The 21623-nt window shown below is 38.3% G+C and carries 21 protein-coding genes; 18 read left to right on the top strand and 3 right to left on the bottom strand.

Annotated elements, in window-relative coordinates:
• Positions 1-152: 152 nt before the first annotated feature.
• Positions 153-1208, bottom strand: coding sequence for a sporulation integral membrane protein YtvI (gene ytvI, locus BM000_RS02675; RefSeq protein WP_342708148.1), 1056 nt, complete (start codon positions 1206-1208; stop codon positions 153-155).
• 590 nt (positions 1209-1798) lie between these two features.
• Here ytvI and BM000_RS02670 point away from each other — a divergent pair.
• The 6 genes from BM000_RS02670 (at position 1799) to coaD (ending at position 5738) form a co-directional block, all read left to right on the top strand.
• Positions 1799-2821, top strand: coding sequence for a CAP domain-containing protein (locus tag BM000_RS02670; protein WP_091494541.1), 1023 nt, complete (start codon positions 1799-1801; stop codon positions 2819-2821).
• 79 nt (positions 2822-2900) lie between these two features.
• Positions 2901-3284, top strand: coding sequence for a spore coat protein YlbD (ylbD, locus tag BM000_RS02665; protein WP_091494539.1), 384 nt, complete (start codon positions 2901-2903; stop codon positions 3282-3284).
• A gap of 381 nt (positions 3285-3665) precedes the next feature.
• Positions 3666-4106 (top strand): YlbF/YmcA family competence regulator, encoded by a 441-nt coding sequence (locus tag BM000_RS02660; RefSeq protein ID WP_091494538.1) that lies wholly within the window; start codon positions 3666-3668, stop codon positions 4104-4106.
• A gap of 25 nt (positions 4107-4131) precedes the next feature.
• Positions 4132-4407 carry a YlbG family protein gene (locus tag BM000_RS02655; protein ID WP_091495037.1) on the top strand — a complete coding sequence of 92 codons (276 nt, stop codon included), beginning with the start codon at positions 4132-4134 and terminating at the stop codon, positions 4405-4407.
• Between the two features lie 274 nt (positions 4408-4681).
• Positions 4682-5260, top strand: a complete 579-nt coding sequence (rsmD, locus tag BM000_RS02650; protein WP_425425150.1) for a 16S rRNA (guanine(966)-N(2))-methyltransferase RsmD — start codon at positions 4682-4684, stop codon at positions 5258-5260.
• Positions 5253-5738: a pantetheine-phosphate adenylyltransferase gene (coaD, locus tag BM000_RS02645; protein WP_091494536.1), complete on the top strand. Its 486-nt coding sequence runs from the start codon at positions 5253-5255 to the stop codon at positions 5736-5738. The genes rsmD and coaD overlap by 8 nt, the downstream gene beginning before the upstream one ends.
• Before the next feature lie 813 nt (positions 5739-6551).
• Here the strand turns inward: coaD and ylbJ are convergent.
• Positions 6552-7757: a sporulation integral membrane protein YlbJ gene (gene ylbJ, locus BM000_RS02640; protein WP_091494534.1), complete on the bottom strand. Its 1206-nt coding sequence runs from the start codon at positions 7755-7757 to the stop codon at positions 6552-6554.
• Between the two features lie 203 nt (positions 7758-7960).
• Between ylbJ and BM000_RS02635 the strand changes: the two genes are divergently transcribed.
• Positions 7961-8983, top strand: a complete 1023-nt coding sequence (locus tag BM000_RS02635; protein ID WP_091494532.1) for a SepM family pheromone-processing serine protease — start codon at positions 7961-7963, stop codon at positions 8981-8983.
• Positions 8984-9065: 82 nt separating this feature from the next.
• Here BM000_RS02635 and BM000_RS02630 read toward each other — a convergent pair whose 3' ends face one another.
• Positions 9066-10283 (bottom strand): nucleotidyltransferase, encoded by a 1218-nt coding sequence (locus tag BM000_RS02630; RefSeq protein ID WP_091494530.1) that lies wholly within the window; start codon positions 10281-10283, stop codon positions 9066-9068.
• 158 nt (positions 10284-10441) lie between these two features.
• On the opposite strand from BM000_RS02630, the gene BM000_RS02625 reads away from it, so the two are divergent.
• The 11 genes from BM000_RS02625 to BM000_RS02575 all read left to right on the top strand — a co-directional run bounded on the left by BM000_RS02625 (position 10442) and on the right by BM000_RS02575 (position 21591).
• Positions 10442-10963, top strand: a complete 522-nt coding sequence (locus tag BM000_RS02625; protein ID WP_091494528.1) for a YceD family protein — start codon at positions 10442-10444, stop codon at positions 10961-10963.
• 91 nt (positions 10964-11054) lie between these two features.
• Positions 11055-11228, top strand: a complete 174-nt coding sequence (gene rpmF, locus BM000_RS02620) for a 50S ribosomal protein L32 (RefSeq protein WP_091494526.1) — start codon at positions 11055-11057, stop codon at positions 11226-11228.
• Positions 11229-11462: 234 nt separating this feature from the next.
• Complete coding sequence (locus tag BM000_RS02615; protein ID WP_091494524.1) at positions 11463-11921, top strand: hypothetical protein; 459 nt, start codon at positions 11463-11465, stop codon at positions 11919-11921.
• 314 nt (positions 11922-12235) lie between these two features.
• Positions 12236-13111, top strand: a complete 876-nt coding sequence (locus BM000_RS02610; RefSeq protein ID WP_091494522.1) for a ketopantoate reductase family protein — start codon at positions 12236-12238, stop codon at positions 13109-13111.
• A complete protein-coding gene (locus BM000_RS02605; protein ID WP_091494520.1) occupies positions 13112-13492 on the top strand; it encodes a DUF3397 family protein in 381 nt (126 codons plus the stop codon).
• A 66-nt stretch (positions 13493-13558) separates the two neighbouring features.
• Positions 13559-15184 carry a bacillithiol biosynthesis cysteine-adding enzyme BshC gene (gene bshC / locus BM000_RS02600; RefSeq protein ID WP_091494518.1) on the top strand — a complete coding sequence of 542 codons (1626 nt, stop codon included), beginning with the start codon at positions 13559-13561 and terminating at the stop codon, positions 15182-15184.
• Positions 15185-15516: 332 nt separating this feature from the next.
• A complete protein-coding gene (gene mraZ, locus BM000_RS02595; protein ID WP_091494516.1) occupies positions 15517-15948 on the top strand; it encodes a division/cell wall cluster transcriptional repressor MraZ in 432 nt (143 codons plus the stop codon).
• 22 nt (positions 15949-15970) lie between these two features.
• Positions 15971-16948: a 16S rRNA (cytosine(1402)-N(4))-methyltransferase RsmH gene (gene rsmH / locus BM000_RS02590; RefSeq protein WP_091494514.1), complete on the top strand. Its 978-nt coding sequence runs from the start codon at positions 15971-15973 to the stop codon at positions 16946-16948.
• A gap of 44 nt (positions 16949-16992) precedes the next feature.
• Positions 16993-17373 (top strand): cell division protein FtsL, encoded by a 381-nt coding sequence (ftsL, locus tag BM000_RS02585; protein ID WP_091494512.1) that lies wholly within the window; start codon positions 16993-16995, stop codon positions 17371-17373.
• A gap of 21 nt (positions 17374-17394) precedes the next feature.
• Positions 17395-19551, top strand: a complete 2157-nt coding sequence (locus tag BM000_RS02580) for a penicillin-binding transpeptidase domain-containing protein (RefSeq protein ID WP_091494510.1) — start codon at positions 17395-17397, stop codon at positions 19549-19551.
• A gap of 102 nt (positions 19552-19653) precedes the next feature.
• A complete protein-coding gene (locus BM000_RS02575) occupies positions 19654-21591 on the top strand; it encodes a stage V sporulation protein D (protein WP_091494508.1) in 1938 nt (645 codons plus the stop codon).
• The last annotated feature ends 32 nt before the right edge of the window (positions 21592-21623 follow it).

Genomic DNA, 21623 nt, shown 5'->3' with positions numbered 1-21623 from the left:
CTGCAAGCACACCGATTGAAGTATAAGCGGACCAAGTTGGGGTTCACTATCTGTAAAAGTCGGATTTGTTCAGAGCCTGTTCATGGGGAGGCCCGCCCTTGGGTCATACCTGTAGGTGATAACAAAAATTCTTTATTAATTCAAGATTCACTTTATAGCTTAAGATTCCACTTAATAATACCTGCTTCTTTAGCAGATGTAAAAGCAATAATAGTTAACGGACCAATAATAAAGCCGAAAATACCAAAAAGCTTTAATCCAATATACATGGCAATTAATGTAGCTAGTGGTGATAATCCAATATGCTGACCCATCACCTTAGGCTCTACTGTTCTTCTAATCGCCAGAAGAACGATTGCCAGAATGGTGAGCTGCGTGCCCATCACAATATTGCCACTAAAGAACATGTAAATAGCCCAAGGCCCAAGTATGACTATTGAACCAATAATTGGGATTAAATCAATTATCCAAATAATGAGTGACATAATAACAGCATACTCAGGTAAAATTAGGAAGAGTCCTACTAAGCTTACCGCTAAAATAATCAGGCTGACAAGGAACTGGGCTTTTATAAAACCTACAAAAACGTATTTTAATCGATCTGTCATAAATTGAATTTTAGCCGTTGTTTGATCAGTGAAATTATGGTAAAATTTAACTTTAAGCGTAGGTAATTCCATCATAAATAGAAACAAAGCAATTAAATAAACAATAAAACTAACGATGTAGTTGGGAATAACGGCAACGAATGCTGCTAACCGCTCAACTCTTAAATTAGTTCTTAAAAAAGAAGTTAGCGTGTCGATACTACTCATTATACTCGTATTGACCTCGTCAATAAATTCTTTTGGCAGTGTTTCTAGTATTCGCTCTAAATCATTACTCCAAGATAGGAACAGGTCATTAATTTGGACAATGTAATCTGGTAAATTTTCAGCAAGGCTGACAAGCTGAGTAATTGTATTTGTGATGGCAATTGATCCTAAAAATGCAATAACGACAACAAAGATTAAGTAAATCGAAATAACACTTAAATGACGTTTGAATTTAAATTTAGCTTCTAGTAGGTTAACTAGTGGATTTAGTGATAATGCTGTTAGAAAAGCTAAAATGAGTGGTAAAGAGACTGGCAAAATGAAAAAGCTCAAAACAAGGATAATGATGGTTAAAAAAATGATCGTCCATTGACGTCTTGTTAAACGAAGCAAGATGATACCCCTTTCATCATTTGAAAATTTATCTGTACTTGAAATATATCAGATAAATCACTATTTGAATAGTAGTTTAATTTTGTGGATGGTATTAACTCAACTTTCGCAGCGTAAAATTACAGTCTACCCATTGCTCTGAGCGTCTAAATAGATAATTTTATATAGACGTTTAATTGCATGTAAGTTTTGTGACAGAAGAACGACTCCGCGTTGGGAAGTGAGGGAGCTTCGCTTTCTGCAGGCCCGAGGCGATCCCCCGGCTAGAGCTACACCGTTTTTGCGACTTAAGGAGCTAAAACGTATGTTGAATTTGTGCCCGTGGTAAAAGCGAATCGATTGACGCCTTGAGCGTAAACTGAGTTGGGATCATTTATTTAGAGACAATAGTCAAGTTCTATCCTTAATTCTAGCTATTATGCGATGACATTGGCGTTGTTCACTTTTTTTAACTGCGGCAGTTGAGGTATTAACAATAGCCATTAAGTAAAATAGCTAGCTGGATGACTAGACAGACTAGACATACCGTAGCGTTAATTTTGATGTGTGAAAATGGATCTCGAAATAATTAACAAGAAAGGGTGAGGGAAATGAAACATGTCATTAGGTTGATCATATTGGTTTTCTGCTTTTTCTTTATTTATGAAACACTAAGTCAAACGTTACGATTAAATGATGGTCAGGTGGAGCCTAATTTTAAGCATGAAGAGCAAAAGACGGACCAATCACATTTAGGTAATGATTTGTTCGTTGTTGAAAATATTATTGGCAATCCGGTAACATGGTTACTTGAAGAATATGGAGAACCCAATCGGATTGATCCTAGTCGCTATGCTTATGATTGGTACTTTTATCATGATGATCAATCTCTCCAGCAGTTTGCTATTAAAAACGAAAAAATTGTTAGTGTTTTCCTTACAGGCATTAACGAAGTTGTGGCACCGTATCAATTAGGTATGTCTTATCAGGATGCTGCTGCTCTACATGTCTTTAAGGATGAAATAGCATTTGGTTCTTTTACTTTTCAATTAACTGATGAAGATTTGTTACAACACCCATTGATTAAGCTTAATGATAATACTTTTGTTCAATTATATTTTGATACTTTCACAGAAAAGCTGTCCGCTATCCGAGTAATGGATCAGGAAACGATTCTAGCTCATCAACCATACACACTTTACTATTACGGTCAGCTTCCTAAAGCGCCACAAATTAGTGATGATCAGCGACAACTGATCGATGTGGCAGAGCAATATTATATCTACCAATATACTAATGTAATAAGAAACAGGCATCAATTAACAAGTCTTGATTGGGGCGATGCGATTACAGAAGTAGCTTTTGAACATAGCAAAGATATGGAAATTAATCAGTATTTTTCGCATACCTCTGCTGATGGTAGAGAATTAGGGGAGCGTCTTAATGATGGTGATGTAACCTTTGTTAGGGCAGGAGAAAACATTGCTGCTCAGTATATTGATGGGTTAGCGGCAGTCGAAGGCTGGTTAAATAGTGAAGGTCACCGAAAAGCATTGCTGGATGAGCAATTTACACATATAGGTGTGGGAACCTACAAACAGTATTATACACAGAACTTTATAACAGTACGGTGATAACCAGTTGTTACACAGATTTAGCCTCTATTCATAAGCTATAGTAAGATAATCGTACTGGAGTGAGGAGGTTAAATAAATGGCAGAACGTTTACATCCTAACGTTGTTAAGTTTAAATCCTTTGCTCAGGGGCACCCAGAGTTACTTAAAAATGTTAGAGCTGGTAAGGAAACTTGGGCGCATTATTATGAGCGGTATAAGGCATTGGGTGAAGAAGACCATTATTGGCTCCAATTTAAAGATAAAGGAGCCAATAGTGAACCAGAGAAGAAGGATGATAGCAAACTTACCGATAAGCTATTAGGCATGTTAGGCAAAATTGATTTCGAGAACCTGGATAAGCATATTGACCAAGCAGATCAGGCAGTTTCTCAACTAAAAAATCTAATGGAGCATTTCTCTGAAATTAGAGGAACAAAGCGGTCCAAAAACAATAACAACATGAAGCGACCGAATTTTTAATAAAGCTGAATGCATTTCATAATTGCTTATACTAGTCCCAAACACGATCTTTCAGAAAGAAACAGATCATGACTAGAGTATTATCTGTCACTTTGTTAGCCATTAGGCTCACTTTTTATTATCTAAAGGAATGGCGGGTAAGTACTACGCAAAAATCTTTTTAATGACTATCTAACACGTTTAAATTTTAAAATAATTTATCAACATTAATTCTACCTCGGAATATTGGTGCAATTGCAAAAACAAAATTTTTCTTTAACGAACTAACTTAATATTTACTATATAAACCATTTATTAGAAATGAGACAGTGAAAAAAGCGTACTGCGCTTTTTTTTTGCTTGCAATACTGTTATGATAGGTTTTATATGGAGGTGGTTTTTGTGCTAGCGACTTCAGAAATTTTAGAGATCTTAGATTTGACAGACGATTTAGGTCAAATGATTATTCAATCTGAGGCAATGCTCAATTATTTATCACGCAAAAAGCAACTGAAAGACGATATAGAAGCTCAAAGTTTAATTAAGCAATTTGAACGGAAGAAGGTTGAATATGAGGAAGTTCAACGCTTTGGCAGGTATCATCCTGACTTTAGTCAAACGACGAAGGAGACAAGACTGTTAAAGCGTGAGATCGATATGTTAGAAGCAGTTGCTCAATTTAAAATTGCTGAGCGAGAATTACAAATGCTACTTGATGATATAAGTCAAACACTTGCATCTAGTATTAGCAAGCAAATTATTGTTCCGCGAGATGGTGCTCTCTTCCAAGGGAGTGGCTGTGGGTGCGGATCCGGTGGTGGCTGTGGTTGTAAAGCTTCATAAATTAAGTTAGTGAGGTAATAGAATGATGCGGTCAAATAGACAAGGATTAATCATTTGGTTTCAACATATGAAGAACATAAAGCAATTAAAGCGATATGGCCATCTAATTGCTGTTTCAAGGGAGTTACGCTATGCCGTTATTTATTTTGATCAAGAAGAGATAGAGGATTACGTTATAAAAATAGAGCGGTTGCCATTTGTATCAAAGGTTGACTATTCATACAAACCGTTTGTCCGTAGAGAATTTGATAATACAAAGATAGATAAGGCAAAGGAATATGATTATAAGATGGGTATCTAGGATAACAATGTAAAAAAGCCTGCAGATATGTATGCTCTGCAGGCCCTTTTTAGTTCGACCAATTAGAACCAAAAAGGCAAAGGGAGAGGAGAAACCGGAAAAGCAACTATGGGGAAAAGTAGGCTTTTCCGTCTTCTAGAAGTGGTGTTAATGATTAACGACACTTCATTAGCAGAGTATCACCCAATTAAGCCTAATATATACCTTCTTACCAGTTTTCCCTTTAAAAAACTGCTAGTTTCATTTTAAAAAATTGGCTAGACTAGATAAAGAGGTGATTAAAATACGTGTTATTGCAGGACAATATAAGGGCCGCCCAATTAATCCAGTACCAGGTAAGCTAACACGTCCAACTAGTGACAAAGTAAAGGAATCATTGTTTAATCGCTTAGGTCCTTATTTTAGTGGTGGACTTGGCCTGGATTTGTTTGCTGGAAGCGGTAACTTAGGTATAGAAGCATTAAGTAGAGGGCTAGAGCGTGTTGTTTTTGTTGACCAACAGAAAGAGGCTATTCGGGTCATTCATCAAAATATAGCGATGTTTCCCTTAGATAATAGGGTAGAAGTCTATCGAAACGATGCATTTAGAGCGTTAAAGGCGTTACATAAACGTGAGTTTAAATTTGATTATGTATTTTTAGATCCGCCATACAAAAAGGGGCTTTACGAGCAGTTATTAGCAGATCTATCCAAGTATCAACTAACTAGCGACCAAGCGATCATTGTTTGTGAACATGAGACCAGTAATGTTTTACCAATTGAAGTTGGTAGTTTCAGTCAAATAAGGTCAGAAAAATATGGGGGAATGACAACAATTTCTTTGTATAAGCGAAAGGAAGATGAGATTGAGTAGGTTAGCAATTTGTCCAGGTAGCTTTGATCCAGTAACCTTTGGTCATCTGGATATTATTGAGCGCGCAGCAAAAGTGTTTGATCATGTTATCGTAGCTGTTTTTCATAATGATTCAAAGTCACCATTATTTTCTGTGGAAGAGAGAATATCGCTATTACAGGCGGCCACAAAGCATATTGAAAATGTATCGGTAGACTCACATGGAGGCTTGCTAATGGATTATGCTAGAGAAAAAAAAGCCCATGTCCTTGTAAGAGGGTTACGAGCAGTCAGTGATTTTGAATATGAACTCCAAATTACCTCGATGAACAGGAAATTAAATGAGGATGTCGAAACTTTTTTTGTTATGACCAATAATAAATATTCGTTCTTAAGTTCAAGTATGGTGAAAGAAGTAGCAAGATATAAGGGAAATGTTTCTGACCTTGTTCCAGAAGCAGTTGATCAGGCACTAAGAGATAAGTTTAAACATTTATAATTCAATCATATATATAGAATGTGCATTGGGAATTATCTCAATCATGATTGGACACATATCAATTTAAAATATTTATGCTAAGAAGTTTTTGGATTTTTTAAAAGGTTAATGAATTAGGAAAATGTCATTTACTCAACTTGCGCCCACTGAAAATAGTCATTAAGCCTTACCCGTGTTTGGGATAGTGGATATGCAATGCCCAAGTTGACTTTCCTATCAGGTTGGCGCGCTATGTTGTTCCGAAAAGCAATTGGACTGCTTTCCATGGGGCTGGCTTCGGGCCTACAGAATATAGGTCAGTTAGACGTTGTCACAAGTGTTTTCGGTGGGACGAGTAATCCCAGTCCCAGGACGTGACCGGTTTAGTCTAACACCCCCAATTTGTGAAGAAAGACACTTTACAAATGTGGAACTTCAGCTCATCATATTCCCGCAGGAGTCTCACCCATCGCTTATCTCCACTTAGTTGGGTGTTCATCATGAATGAATCAGTCTAATCGTGCAAAATTAGGAGTAGAAGCGAAAATAACGCCGACGGTAAGCAGAACATATCTCCCCTGAGGGATAATAACGATAGCTTTATAAGAAAAGGATTATTCATTACACGAGCTAATGGTTCTGTCAATACGTAGACTTAATCCTTCGTCCACGCTTCAGCCAGTTTAGCTGAAGCGAAAGTTGAGTAATTTATAAAGGCGTGTTACGGCAATAACTTTGCGATATAGGTATTGTCGTTATAACATTGTTAGCAGAATTGGCAAACGTGGACGTGTCTATAAGACTTGGATGAGCAAATTTAGGCTCACCCAAGTCTTATTTTGTCAGCCTTCTTCTTGCATAAATCATTAGTGCTATCCATAAGCTAATCAAAGTCAAGAATTGACCAAGCTGGTGCCAATTAAGTAATGAAAGCAATCCTTTAGGCTCAAGGAGCCTGCCCTGAACGGCAACTGCATAGCCGGTAGGTTCTCCGGATGGGTTTACAAAAAACGGATAAATTATAATTAAGATCATTGCTGAGAATAAACTCTGTAGAATTCTACCAATAAAATATGGTGAAAAGCGAATATCTGTTTCGGCTAAAATGCTGGCAACCTGAGCTTGTACACTTAATCCATTAAAGGCTAATAACATACTTGTTAAGATTGCTTTAGAAAGCATTGGGATTTCAACAAGGGCACCAAGCTGCTGGGCACCTAGAGTAATTTCAAAAATACCAGTAATAAAAGGTAGGGCAAGTTGATCTGACAACTGAAGAACAGAAAAAAGTTTGGCGACACCTGTGCCAAGCTGTTCAGCAATACCAATATTAATAAGTATCATTGAGAAAACAGAGAAGAAAATTATAAATCCACCGATCATGAGTAGCGTTTGTACAGAATTAATGACAGCATCACCAAATAGCTTACCGAAAGGTTTTTTAGTCTCCAATCTTTTTTCATGCAAAGCATGAAATGCTCTTGCTAAAATGTGTTGGTGACTTCGCAGCAGTGGTGTGCTTGTCTCGTTCTGACGGTGAAAGCGCATCACAAAGCCAACAAGGAAATTTCCAACATAATGAGAGATTACTAGAATAATACCTAAAGTAGCGGATTGGAAAAAACCCACCGATACAGCTGCAATAATAAAGAGGGGATTTGAAGCATTTGTAAACGCGATTAATCGCTCTGCCTCAGCCTGAGTAACTTGTCCTTCTTGTCTAATTCGAGCGGTGAATTTAGCGCCTGCAGGGTAACCGCTGGCCATACCCATCGCCCAAACAAAGCTTGCTACTCCAGGCAAGTTAAAGACGGGTCGCATAATGGGTTCAAACAGAACACCAATAAAGTGGACAACGCCAAAACCTATTAGTATTTCTCCAGTAATAAAGAATGGAAGAAGAGACGGAAAGACAGTTCCCCACCAAATGTCTAACCCGCGTTTACTAGCTGATAATGTTTCTGTTGGTAGCGCTATTAAACAAATTGCAAAAGCAACTGCTAAGGCAGCTAGCAATGCCGATTTAAAATGTGCTTTCAATCTGCTCCCCCTCACTCAAATGCATAATCATCTGCTTTAGTTCATCTGCTGTGCTATACAGACACATGAAAAAATAGTAAAATATAATAACTTGAATAGTTAATTTCTTTAATACTATACGCATTTAATGCGTACATTTATGCTAGTAACTTAAAATATCAGCAGATTATTTGCTGAACGATTATCAGAGGAGAGTGCTTAATGTGCGTTTTACTAAGAAGCATGCAATTTACCTGCTTATTATTGCTAGTTTTCTAATTACACTATTATTACCGTTGCCTTATTACATCTATAAACCTGGCACGGCAGACCCTTTAACGCCAGTTGTTCAAGTGCAAGATGGGTTTCAAAGTGAAGGCGATTTACACCTCGTAACGGTTAGAGGGGGCAGGGCTACGCCACTTCAGCTTCTAATTGCTGGATTCTCTGACTACCAAGATATTATGCCACTAGAGGATGTCTTTCCTGAAGGTTATGATCGAGAAGCGTATTTACAAGCCCAGTTTCAACTTATGGAGAATTCTCAGGAGGCAGCAACTGTTGTTGCCTATCAAGCCGCAGGAGAAGCTATTGATATTCGTTATGAAGGGGTCTATGTTCTAAATGTTATTGAAGGGATGCCAGCTGAAGGTATTTTAGAAATAGGCGATCAAATTCTTCAGGTAAATGGAGAGGAGATTAGCGATACAAACCATTTAATTGAGACAGTGAATAGCTTTAATGCAGGCGATAAGGTTATCTTTTTAATTGAACGGCTTGAAGAACAATTTGAACAAGAAATTGAACTTGTTGCTTTTCCAAATAATCCCGACCAAGTTGGGGTTGGTGTGCAGTTGGTTACAAACAGGGAAGTTGAAGTGGAACGTTCAGTTGAATTCGCAAGTGGCAATATAGGTGGTCCAAGCGCTGGACTCGTATTGGCATTGGAAATATACGATCAATTAACTGGCGAAGATATTACCAATGGAAGAGAAATTGCAGGGACTGGGGAAATTGATTATGACGGCAGTGTTCATCGAATTGGTGGTGTTGATAAGAAAGTTATTGCTGCTGACCGTGAGGATTGTAAAGTGTTCTTTGCTCCCTATGAAGGGGGTTCTAAAACGTCTAACTATGAACTTGCTAAAGCAACAGCAGAAGCAATTGGTACAGATATGGTGATTGTCCCGGTCAATACATTTGAGGATGCACTTGCGTACCTAAGAGATGGTACTTTAATTGAATAGTTACAAGAAATAGAGGCTGGTCCATTCTAGCAACGTTTAGAATGGACCAGCTTATTGGTTAAGTATGGTGAGTCAGGTAGCTTTACTGTCTATGTGGTGGTGAAAAATCTTTGTGGCGTAGCTTTGTTTGACTGGGCTCTGTAATCGGGAGATAATAAATGGCCGAAGCATTAGCGTCAATTGCCATAGTGGCTGAACTGTTTTTCTTAAGCTGTCCAATGAATGTTACCTCACTGCGTGGTTTTAAAAAGTTTAAATACAATTGACCGGCTTTAGTCATTGCCAACAGCCGGATATCGTTAAGCTCGCCAGTATATAGGTTGTTGACATGAAAATGGACCGTTTCAGTTGTTAGGTTTAACAGTACATGTAAGAAAAGTCGTTGAAGCCGTGCTTTTGTATATCTTTTGGTTAATACGTTTGATAAAAAGTCGTTAAAATTTTTGGATTGGTTAATCTGTTTCTTTAGCCGATATTCTAAGCCCTCAGTCATCCCGTTAATCATGCTTAACTGTTCGAGGGTATCTGTTAGCAAGCGGTATTTTAATAATGGAAAATAGTCATCCCATGTATGAAATAATCCCGCATACTCCCGGTAATTGTTTAATAGCGCAATGCTCTCGTTAGGCATAGAAAGGTCTTTAACGTCGAGCATAGGATTGTCGCTGAACAAATAATTACGAATTGCAGTTGCGCTGGCAATTGGTTGAGATAGGCTAGCTTCATGATAGCTAGCTTGTTTCCGTTTAATCGTCTCAAGCTTAATCGTCCGATTTATTTGCTGTTGTGCCTTAAGGTAGCTTAACCCAAGAATATTGTTAGGTAGCTTTAAGTCTAACTCAGTTTTTCCTATTAGTGTAGCCAAAGCAAGTTGGTTAGCGTGTGGGTAGCTTAATCCTTGTTTTAACGATGCTTTTACTAAAGCTTGATAGGTAGGTTTTTTTTCACATTCAATTTCTGCTATTTTATAAAAAGGCTCAATAAGTCCAGCTTCACTACCGAAAATAATAAAATCGACTTGTAAGCAATTAAGTAAATAGACAGCTGCATAAGCAAAAATATCGCTATGTTGAATCGCGTAAATAGTGGGGAGTTCAACGACAAGGTCTGCACCATGTGCGATCGCCATCTTAGCTCGAGTGAATTTGTCGACAATTGCTGGCTCGCCACGTTGGAGAAATTGACCACTCATTATCGCAATAACGATGTCGGCGTTTGACTTGACCCTTGCTTGTTCGATATGATAAAGGTGACCATTATGAAAAGGATTGTATTCAACAATGATACCAACAGCTTTCAATGAAAATCACTCCTGTCCTAAACAGTATTTTACCATAAGTTGAATATTAACAGCGTTTCTTTCTGTAATATTCAATTTCATTGATGCTGTAAAGAAAAAATATTGACAAATCGGTAAAATACTCTTACAATAATCTTTGTGCTTTCGAGGTGATACTAATGAAAATTCCAATACAAAAAATTCTTCAAAAGGATGAATTTTCTTTTCAAGATCAAGTAGATGTCTCAGAGTTAGAAGCGTTGAATAATGATATTCGTCAAGTTGGCCATGTCTCTGTTAATGGAAAAGCGTCCATTCAGAATCAGACGATAACCTGTCAGCTTTTAATATCAGGTACAATGATATTACCGTGTGCCAGAACTTTAGTTGATGTTTCTTATCCATTTGAGATTGCTACTGTTGAAATGTTCTCCATTGATCCTTTCTATGAAGAAGAAGATGAGTCGGAAATTCACCCAGTTAGTGGAGAAGTACTTGACTTAGAACCTTATATAAAGGAAAATGTATTATTAGAGGTTCCGTTTCGTGTTTTTGCAAATGCGGAGGAAATCGAGGAAAAAGCTTTATCAGCCGGCAATGGCTGGACTGTCGTGAATGAAGAAGATCAAGTGGATAAAATTGATCCGCGCTTTGAAAAACTACAGTCACTATTAAATGATGATAAAAATGAAAATCAATAAAGAAGGTATGAACATTACTTCTAGAACTTCAGCATGTTCATTTAGAGATGTGAAGGAGATTTTCGTTTCGGAAGTTAAGGAGGTGTAAGACATGGCAGTACCAAAAAGACGAACTTCAAAGAAAGTGAAGAATCAGCGACGTACACATAAAAAACTACATGTACCTGGAATGGTTGCTTGCTCAAATTGTGGTGAGCTTACTAAACCTCACCATGTTTGTAGAGCTTGTGGTCACTACGATGGTAAACAAATCGTTGAAGCATAATTTTTAAAACAAGATTTTCCTCCTGACTAATGAAGCGGCTGGAGATAAATCTTTAACTTAAAATTATAAGATTTAACGCAAAGTACTAGTCCTATAGGGGCTAGTGCTTTTTAATTTCATAACTAAGAAAGCTAGTTTAAGTTTATTAGTAATGACATATTTTTAGCCACTCTTATTCTATCAGCATAGCTCGTTGCATATAGTTATAGCAAATAGGGATAAGGAGCGGTTTATATGAGCGTAAATAGACAGGATGCATGGACGCAAGAGGAAGATCAATTATTAGCAGGAACAGTAATTGACTATATAAAAAGCGGGCGAACCCAGCTTGAGAGCTTTAAAGAGGTGGCAAGGAAATTAAATCGAACCCCGGCAGCCTGTGGTTTTAGGTGGAATGCAACCATACGTAAACATCATAATGAGGCAATTCAAACTGCAAAACAGTCTAGGAAACGGATAGCTAAGCAATCTATTGAATTTCAGCAAGAGCAAACAGATACCTTCTCTTTAGATCAAGCAATTCAATGGCTTGAAAAGGTTAAGCATAACTTTGATGAACAAGGCAATGAGCAGAAGCATAGCTACTATAAAGCAGTCAGTTTGGAGAATGAAAGGTTAGCACAAGAGCTGGTGTTTTATCATCAGTTAATGGAAAGAATTGAACAATTAATTAAAGAGGTTAAGGTAAGATAGTCTAAATAGTAACCATACTAGCAATAAATTACTAAGCGAGATCTGAGTGATACGTCATTATTGTAAAGGATTAGAAACAAACCTTTTACAAAAAAACGTATTAAGGAGGATACTCGTTTTTTTAGGTGTACACCATGTAGCATTGGTGAGAAATATTCGCAGATTTTGCTAAAAGAAATTCTTATTTTTTAACCAAAAAGAGAATAGAGGTTGATCTGTGTATTATTTATTGTCCTTTGACGAAACAGCAAACTTGTTATATGATTTCTAAGATTAGCGCAATATCGTGCGGGTTAAGTTGCAGAGGGTGATTAATGTTGAATATTGCAATTATCGGCGGAGGGGCCATTGGTCTATTAACCGCATGCTTGCTAGAAAAAGACCATCATGTAACGCTTTACATAAGAGATAAACAACAGTATAAAGTGATTGAAAAAGAGGGGATCATTTGTCTACCTGTAAAGAAGCGTTATCCTATTTCAGTACAAATGATTAGTCGAATTTCAGCTAATCATGAACTAATCATTATTGCTGTCAAGGCCTATCATCTACAAGTTCTGGTCAAACAGCTTAAGCAGCTAAATGTTCCGTTGTTATTTATCCAAAATGGTATGAGTCATCTGTCAGTAATAAAAGAGGCTTTGGCCGAGCACATTACGTTTATTGCAACGGTAGAGCATGGCGCGCGTAAGGAAGGCTTGAATGGTGTAACGCATACAGGGATTGGTAACGTGAACGTGGCACCTTATGGTTTGAACGCAAAACAAAAACCATTAATCATTCAAAGACTGGCGACGCATTCATTTCCTATTAAGGTAATGCAGGATGGGGAAAGGCTACTAAAAGAGAAAGTGATGATTAATGCTGTTATTAACCCGATTACTGCAGTTTATCAAGTTCGCAATGGTGCTATCCTTACCGACCCTAGGTTACATGAAGAAGCCAAAAATTTAGCAGCAGAAGTGGCGCGGGTGTTAGCGTTGAATTTTAATGAACAGTGGCAGCGGATTGTTAACATCGCTTCCCGTACAAGTCGCAATGATTCTTCAATGAAAGTAGATATCGATCAAGGCAGGTGTACAGAAGTTGATGGTATTCTTGGCTATCTAATTAATCTAGCAAGTTCGCCGATACCGAAAATAATTGATTATTATCAAGCGATTAAGGAAATGGAGAGGGGGGATCAATAGATGCCTAACGTATTGGTGTATCTGCTTGCTTTTGCAATAACCTTTCCGTTCCTCATGACCTTATTAATTTATTGTCTTGTTAAAGCATTGACGGGAAGTAAGAAAAAAGCTTTTCATCACGCAATAGAGTGGTCTGCACTTATTTATTTAGTAACGAATGATTTTATCTTGCGTACCTATTTTTCGCTAAATTTAAGTTTGCTCATCCTATTAATTATGCTCATCATCTTTTTATTATTTATTATTTTCCAATGGAGGCTTGTCGGAGATATTTTCATTAAGCGAGTCTGCCAATTATTTTTAAGAGCAACGTTTTTATGTCAATCGCTGTTAAATATCGGTTTAGTAATCGTTATTTTAATAAAAAGTCTAATTAATTAAAATAGTTCTTGAATTAGTGTAAACTAAACCTATCAGAAATTCGTAGCAGCTAAGGAGACGGTTTAAGTGAAGTTTCAGGCAATAGAGGTTAACCATAATAAACTTATAAAAGATTACATAGCACAAGAAAAAAAAATCTGTTCTTTTTTTGATTACAATCCGTACCAACAGCATAGCTTTAAACAGCGGCTAATAGATTTAACCAACAGAGACTTTAATCGGGAGCAATTGGTTGTTTTACTTCAGACGCTTTATCAAAAGTGGGGTAACAATGAGGCGGTGCTGAAGCAAATAGATCGACTAAAAGAACCAAATAGTGTCGTTGTCGTTGGTGGTCAACAAGCAGGATTATTAACAGGACCACTTTATACCATTCATAAAATGGTATCAATTATTCTCTTTGCCAAGCAACAGGAGAAAAAATTACACGTCCCAGTCATTCCAGTCTTTTGGATCGCCGGAGAAGATCATGATTTTGATGAGATAAATCATATTTATCAATCCGTTGATAATCGACTTATTAAGCAGAAAATTGGTCAATTTGAATTGGAGCGAAAATCAATTTCTTATCTTAATTTGGACAAGAAGAAATTATTAGAATGGCTTAACCAGTTATTTTCAAATCTTACTGAGACTGATTATAGTCTAGCCTTATATCAAAAACTGCTTAACATCACTAATCAAGCTAAAACTTATGTTGATTTTTTCGCAATCATTACAGATACACTACTTGGTGATTACGGTCTTGTTCAATTTGATTCAGGTGACCCGCTTGTTAAGAAGTTTGAAACCAGCTACCTATTAAGCATTGTCGATAAGCAAGAGGAAATTGCCGCCAATGTCTGGCAGCAAAAGCAGCGTTTAGCTGGAGCGGATTATTTTATTGACTTAGATTTAAAGCAGAACGACGGTCATTTATTTTATCTGCATCAAGGCTCAAGGGTTTTATTAGAACGGGAAGAAAATGGCGATTGGGCATCAAAGGAAGGTTCTGTTCGATTTACTAAGCAGGAATTAATTGCTCATATTCAAATTAATCCGGAATCATTTAGTAACAATGTTGTGACACGCCCACTGATGCAAGAATATGTTTTTCCAACCTTGACTTTTTTTGCAGGACCAGGTGAAATTGCCTATTGGGCTGCTTTACAGCCTGGTTTTCATGCACTTGGAATCAAAATGCCGCCTGTTTTACCGAGATTATCCTTCACATTATTAGACCGCACTGCTGAGAAAATGATTGAAGAACTTGGCTACGACATTGCTCAAATTATTAACCAAGGGCTTGAGGAGGACAAGTTGCGTTATTTAAAAAGTCAGCTTCATCCACCTATCGATGCTTTAACAGAACAAATTATGTTGTCAATTGACGCTGTACATCGACCGCTAAGAGAGCTAGCAGCAACATTAGGTTCTGATCTCGAAGGGTTAGCAGAAGAGAACATGGAGCTGATTAATAAACAAATATCCTTTTTGCGTAAAACGATTGAAAGAAGAGTAAAACAGAAGTATCAGACTGAACTAAATAAGTATGATTACCTTCAAGCATTATTGAGACCCAATCAGGCTTGGCAAGAGCGGTTCTGGAATGTTATCCCGTTCCTAAATCGATATGGAGTAGATTGGTTAGACGAATTACTCCATACAGACTTTTCTTTTAGTAAAGAAACACATTACCTTATTAAAATGTAACCACAATCCCCCACTCCGAAAATATTATTTAAAAATAGTATTCATTTTTAAGCTGGCGAGATTCCCTCGCCAGCTTTTTTCGTTCGAAATTTCTAGTCCTTAAAATAGTTGACCATTATTAAAGTTGGATAATAAACGGTGTATCCCTCGCTTTTTTTTAAAAAAATCAACAATACAGTTTATTACTTGAAGTTGTTACCTTTTTTCAGGTGCATTTTTTATTGAAATGCGAACATATGTACTATTTTTCCATTTTTTCTAACAAACACCCATAAAAATGTGGTGGGAAGTGGGGTGATGTGGTACACTATTAAAAAAGGTGGGCGACTATTATGTTTATGGGTGAATACAAACATAATATTGATGTCAAAGGTCGGATTATTATGCCGGCTAAATTTCGTGATGATTTAGGCGAGAGCTTTGTTGTGACGAGAGGGTTAGACGCATGTTTGTTTGTGTACCCAATGACAGAATGGCGCATCCTTGAAGAGAAGATTAAGAAGTTACCCTTAACGAAGAAAGATGCACGTGCATTTACACGGTTCTTCTTTTCAGGGGCAACTGAATGTGAGATTGATAAGCAAGGTAGAATTAACTTGCCGAGTGCATTAAGGGACTATGCTAAGATTGAAAAAGCTTGTGCCGTTATTGGTGTATCAAATCGCATTGAAATTTGGTCAGATGATATTTGGACTAATTATATCGATGAATCAGCAAATGATTTTGCTGAAATTGCAGAGAATATGATGGAGTTAGATTTTTAATTAATGAATGTAGGTGATAGCTTTGTTTGAGCATGATAGCGTATTGCAGCAAGAAACAATAATTGGCATGAATATTAATCCAAATGGCATTTATGTTGATGGCACTCTTGGTGCTGGGGGGCATTCAAAAGAAATTGCCAAACTGTTGGATAAGGGCAGGCTGATTGCCTTTGATCAGGATCAGCAAGCATTGACAGCTGCTAAAGAACGTCTGTCTAGTTATCAAGACAAAGTAACATTTGTACATTCGAATTTCCGCTATTTAGATGATGTTTTAAATGAGCAAGGAATTGAGACTGTTGATGGGTTTTTATTTGACTTAGGCGTATCTTCGCCACAGTTAGATCACGCAGAGCGTGGCTTTAGTTATCACCACCACGCTCCACTCGATATGCGCATGGATCAAAATCAAAAAGTATCTGCTTATGAGGTTATTAATCATTGGTCATATCAAGATTTAGTGCATATCTTTTTCAAGTATGGTGAAGAAAAATTTTCCAAGCAAGTTGCTCGAAAGATTGAAGAATTTCGAGAAGTAACACCAATTCAGACAACAGAAGAATTGGTTGAAATTATTAAAGATGCTATTCCTGCAGCGGCACGGCGCAAAGGTGGTCATCCGGCAAAACGAATTTTCCAAGCTGTGCGAATTGCTGTTAATGACGAGCTAAACGCCTTTTATGACGTTTTACACCAAGCTGCCAAGCGCACCACAATCGGTGGGCGAATAGCGGTCATTACCTTTCACTCTCTAGAGGACCGCATTTGTAAACAAGCTTTTAGAAAGTGGAGTACCCCACTTCCAGTGCCGAGAAATATGCCGGTAGTACCTGAGGGGAATTTGCCACCTTTTAAACTGATAACACGTAAACCAACTATTGCTAATGATGAGGAGTTAACTCGTAATCGCCGCGCCCGTTCAGCAAAACTGCGGATTGTGGAAAAAGTGAAGAATTGGAACGATGATTATCTCTATACTAATAAAAAAACCAAAAATTAATTCGCTAACGTAATAAAGACTATTAATAAAGGGTGGGATGAATAATGAGTTTAAATGAAGCTAGACAATATCAATCAATAGCTCCTCAGCGTAGAAGGTCAGAACCAGCTCAGCAGCCTAAGAAACTTGTCAAAGTTAAAACAAAAGGATTAACAGTAGGTGAAAAACTTTTAGGCGGAATATTCGGTATTTCCCTATCCGTTTTTCTTATATATATGGTTTCATTCAGTGCTAATATTGATACAGTAAATCGCCAAATTCAAAGTCTTGAACGAGAGATCACAGAGCAACAAACGGTTAACGATAATCTTCGCCATCAAGTTATGGATTACAGTAATCCAGAGCGGATCTTATCTATTGCTAAAGCAAATGGATTAAATATTCAAAACACACAAGTAAAGCAAGCGGCTCAAATTAATGAGTAAACTTTAGCGAGGTTGATGATAATGACGAAAAGAAAAACTTCATCTTGGAGCGTCCATCTTACCTTTGGCTTGTTTGTGCTCATGTTCTTAGCGTTGGCGGGGAGATTCATTTATATCCAGGTGACTGGCGAGGTTCAAGGTTTTAATTTGCAAGTATGGGCGGATAACCAGCGGACAAATCATGTGAACATTGCATCAAAGCGCGGCTCGATTTATGACCGTAATGGGATGGAGCTAGCACAGGATATTGCTGTCTATAAGTTGTACGCAGTAATTAGCGAATCGTATTCACCTAATCCGGACAGACAACTAAATCATGTAGCTGATATTGAAAATACGGCAAAAGCACTTGCTCCTCTTTTGGAGATGGAAGAACAAGAAGTGCAGCAAGTACTAGAGGATGGTAAGGAAGACGATAGGTTTCAAGTTGAGTTTGGTCGAAATGGGACAGAGCTTTCAAGAGAGACTAAGCTTGCCATCGAAGCATTAGAGCTTCCGGGGATTAATTTTATTGAACAAGCAAAACGCTATTACCCTAACGGTATCTTTGCCTCGCAGGTTATTGGACTAGCGCAAGCAAATGACGATAGCCAAATTGCTGGTATTACTGGGATTGAAGCGCAATTAGATAATGTGCTTTCTGGAACGGATGGTTCTATCTCGTTCCAACGTGATAAATATAACACGCGGTTGCTTGATGCTAAAGAGGTCATTACTGAAAAACATGATGGCTATAATATTAACTTAACCCTTGATCAAAAAGTACAAACGATTTTAGAAGATGCGATGAGTTATGTTGATGAACAATACTCTCCTGAGCGGGTAACAGCAACAGTGATTGATCCAAAAACAGGTGAAATTCTAGCGATGAGTAATCGACCTAGCTACGATCCAAACCAATTGGGGGATGTCACCAATTGGTATAACGATATTGTGTCAACGCCAATTGAACCGGGTTCTACCATGAAGTCGTTCACTATTGCGGCAGCAATTGAAGAAGGTGTGTATAATCCGAATGAGACTTATCAATCTGGTACATATAAGATTGATCGAATTGATCGGCCTATCCCGGATTATCGCCGTCATTGGGGTGAGATTACATATGCAGAGGGTTTTCAGCGGTCATCAAATGTAGCGATGTCAAAGCTGGTGTGGGAGAAAATCGGCACTGATCGTTTTTTAGATTATTTAAAAGCCTTTCACTTTGACCAACCGACCGGCATAGATTTACCCCGAGAGCAAGCAGGGACGATTTTGTATCGTTATCCAATTGAACAATTAACAAGCTCTTTTGGCCAGGGGACAACAGTGACACCAATTCAGATGATACAAGCAGCAACTGCCATCGCTAATGATGGGAAAATGATGAAGCCCTATGTCATTGATCGAGTCACTGATCCTAATACTGGTGAAATTATTGAACAAAAAGAACCGGAGATTGTTGGTCAGCCTATTTCAAAAGAAACTGCTGATCAGGTCAGAAGCGCAATGGAGTCAGTGGTAACTGAAGAGGTTGGAACCGCTCATAATGTGTATCAGCTTGACTCTTATTCAGTAGCTGGAAAAACAGGGACTGCGCAAATCTCTGGAGGAGCAAGTGGTTATCTTCAAGGTGATGAGAACTATATTTTCTCATTTTTAGGGATGGCCCCTAGTGACGACCCGAAACTTTTAATGTATGTGACGGTCCAACAGCCTACTCTTCAAGAAAACGAATCTGGTTCAGCGCCTGTTTCTTATATCTTTAACCATGTGATGGAGAATGCCTTGCATTATCTAAATATTCAACCAGATAAAGAGCAGGAAGAGACTGTTAATCGTCTTGAAATGCCTAATTGGAAAGAGAACGCAACAGCTCAGGTTACTAACGAGCTTGAAGAAAAAGACTTTAAGCCGATTGTGATCGGTGATGGGGATAAGATTGTAGCAGCTAATGTTGAGGAAGGCGAGGCTGTTCTCTCGACGCAACAGCTTATCCTTGTAACTAATCAACCCAGCATGCCGGATTTAAGTGGTTGGTCATTACGTAACGTAATCGAATTTAGTAATCTCCTTCAGTTAAATCTTGAAGTAATTGGTTCCGGTTATTTAACTGAACAAAGCATTGAACCAGGAACAGTGATAGATAATGGTCCTTATTTGCTAGTAGAATTTGCTGCTCGTGAAATAGCGGATTAACGAGGACAAACAGGCGGGCATCATAAAACAGTGTACTATTCGCAGAAGCTTGTCATATATTAGATACGATTAATCATTATTTGAAAAGCGGGGCGTTAAATAATGAAACATGTATCTCATGTGACGATTAGAAAGCGAATAGTCGCTGTTTTTTTGTTAGCCATTGCTGTTTTTATGGTGATGGCGATTCGGTTAATGATTGTTCAGTTTATTCTGGGTGATAAGTTAACAGATCAAGCCGAAACCTCTTGGAGTAGAGATATTCGCTTTGAAGCAAAGCGCGGGAAAATAGTCGATCGTAATGGCGAGGTGCTTGTTGACAATGTCTCTGCTCCAACGGTCATGTTTGTCCCAAGACAAGTGGACGACAAAGAAGTAGTTGCTGAAGCAATCGCCACAATTTTAGAGGTCGATCAAGACCTTATCACAGAGCAACTGAACAAAAATATTAGTATTGTACGTTTTCCAGAGGGCAGAAAATTAAACGAGGATCAGGCTTTAGCCATTCAACAGCTTGGTTTCTCAGGTGTTTATTTAGCTGAAGATTCTAAACGCTACTATCCAAATGATCGAATGTTAGCTCATGTCCTTGGTTTTAGTGGCATTGATAATCAGGGATTAGTCGGTCTAGAGTTAGCGCACAATGAAGAGATTAGCGGTGTGTCTGGGAAGCTGTCTTTTTACTCAGATGCTAAGGGGAGAAGGCTGCCTGGTTTATCAGACACTTATCAAGAGCCGGTGGATGGGAAGGATTTAAAGCTTACGATTGATTACGCTGTGCAATCAATTATTGAACGAGAGCTTGATATTGCTGAAGCAACTTATCAACCCGATGGCGCTTGGGCAATTGCTGTTAATCCTAACACAGGGGCTATTCTGGGCATGTCTTCACGCCCTAATTTTCACCCAGATGACTATCAATCTGTTAATAGCGAAATTTACAATCGTAATTTACCAATTTGGAGCACCTATGAACCTGGATCAACCTTCAAAATTATTACGCTGGCCGCTGCTTTAGAAGAGCAACTAATTGATTTAGAAAAAGACATGTATTATGATACTGGTGTAATTGAGGTTGGAGGAGCCAAGTTGCATTGCTGGAAGAGAGGCGGGCATGGTAGTCAGACTTATTTGGAAGTCGTGCAAAATTCTTGCAACCCCGGCTTTGTTTCATTGGGGCAAGCTTTAGGAAAGGATTTAATGTTTGATTATGTTGATGCCTTTGGGTTTGGTGAGAAGTCAGGTGTTGATCTTGCTGGAGAATCAACGGGTATAATATTCAATCGGGATCGAGTTGGACCGGTTGAACTGGCAACAACTGCCTTTGGACAAGGTGTTTCAGTTACACCGATCCAGCAAGTGATGGCTGTTTCGGCGGCTGTCAATGGTGGCTATTTGTACCAACCCTATATTGTCGATAGCTATCTTGATCCAATTAGTATGGAAACAATTGAAGAAACTGCTCCAGAAGTAAAGCGGCAAGTCATTTCAGAGCAGACCTCTGAGGAGGTCAGATTGGCGTTAGAGTCGGTAGTCGCAAAGGGGACTGGGAGAGGGGCATATGTTGAGGGCTATCGTGTTGGTGGTAAGACGGGGACCGCTCAAAAAGTGGGCACGAATGGGCGTTATCTTGAAAATAATCATATTGTGTCCTTTATTGGCTTTGCTCCTGCCGATCAGCCAGAGATTGTTGTTTATCTAGCGGTTGATAATCCTAAGAACACCGTTCAATTTGGTGGCGTAGTCGCTGCACCAATTGTGGGTAATATCATCGAAGATAGCTTAAGTGCGCTTGGCGTTGCCAAGCGCGATGATGGGTTAGAAAAAGAATATCAATGGCCCAATCAGCCTTTAGTGGAGGTGCCTGATTTAATTGGGTTAACACAACAAGAGATGGTTAGCTACTTAACCCAACTATCCATCGAAGCTGTTGGAGAAGGTACGTTTGTCATTGAACAAGCTCCTGCTCCAGGAGAAAAAGTACCGATGGGTGATACAATCCGGCTATTATTTGGAGAAAAAGTAAATGATGGTTCATGATAGTTTGTCACTTTTTTGATATAATAATGGAG

This window comes from Amphibacillus marinus (genome assembly GCF_900110345.1).
Classification (GTDB): Bacteria; Bacillota; Bacilli; order Bacillales; family Amphibacillaceae; genus Amphibacillus_D; species Amphibacillus_D marinus.
This window is presented reverse-complemented; position numbering and strand designations above follow the sequence as displayed.

Coding starts and splice junctions, on each gene's coding strand:
- BM000_RS02670 (WP_091494541.1), top strand. CDS start 1,799: ATGAAACATGTCATTAGGTTGATCATATTGGTTTTCTGCTTTTTCTTT.
- ylbD (WP_091494539.1), top strand. CDS start 2,901: ATGGCAGAACGTTTACATCCTAACGTTGTTAAGTTTAAATCCTTTGCT.
- BM000_RS02655 (WP_091495037.1), top strand. CDS start 4,132: ATGCGGTCAAATAGACAAGGATTAATCATTTGGTTTCAACATATGAAG.
- BM000_RS02625 (WP_091494528.1), top strand. CDS start 10,442: ATGAAAATTCCAATACAAAAAATTCTTCAAAAGGATGAATTTTCTTTT.
- rpmF (WP_091494526.1), top strand. CDS start 11,055: ATGGCAGTACCAAAAAGACGAACTTCAAAGAAAGTGAAGAATCAGCGA.
- BM000_RS02615 (WP_091494524.1), top strand. CDS start 11,463: ATGAGCGTAAATAGACAGGATGCATGGACGCAAGAGGAAGATCAATTA.
- BM000_RS02610 (WP_091494522.1), top strand. CDS start 12,236: ATGTTGAATATTGCAATTATCGGCGGAGGGGCCATTGGTCTATTAACC.
- BM000_RS02605 (WP_091494520.1), top strand. CDS start 13,112: ATGCCTAACGTATTGGTGTATCTGCTTGCTTTTGCAATAACCTTTCCG.
- mraZ (WP_091494516.1), top strand. CDS start 15,517: ATGTTTATGGGTGAATACAAACATAATATTGATGTCAAAGGTCGGATT.
- ftsL (WP_091494512.1), top strand. CDS start 16,993: ATGAGTTTAAATGAAGCTAGACAATATCAATCAATAGCTCCTCAGCGT.
- BM000_RS02580 (WP_091494510.1), top strand. CDS start 17,395: ATGACGAAAAGAAAAACTTCATCTTGGAGCGTCCATCTTACCTTTGGC.
- BM000_RS02575 (WP_091494508.1), top strand. CDS start 19,654: ATGAAACATGTATCTCATGTGACGATTAGAAAGCGAATAGTCGCTGTT.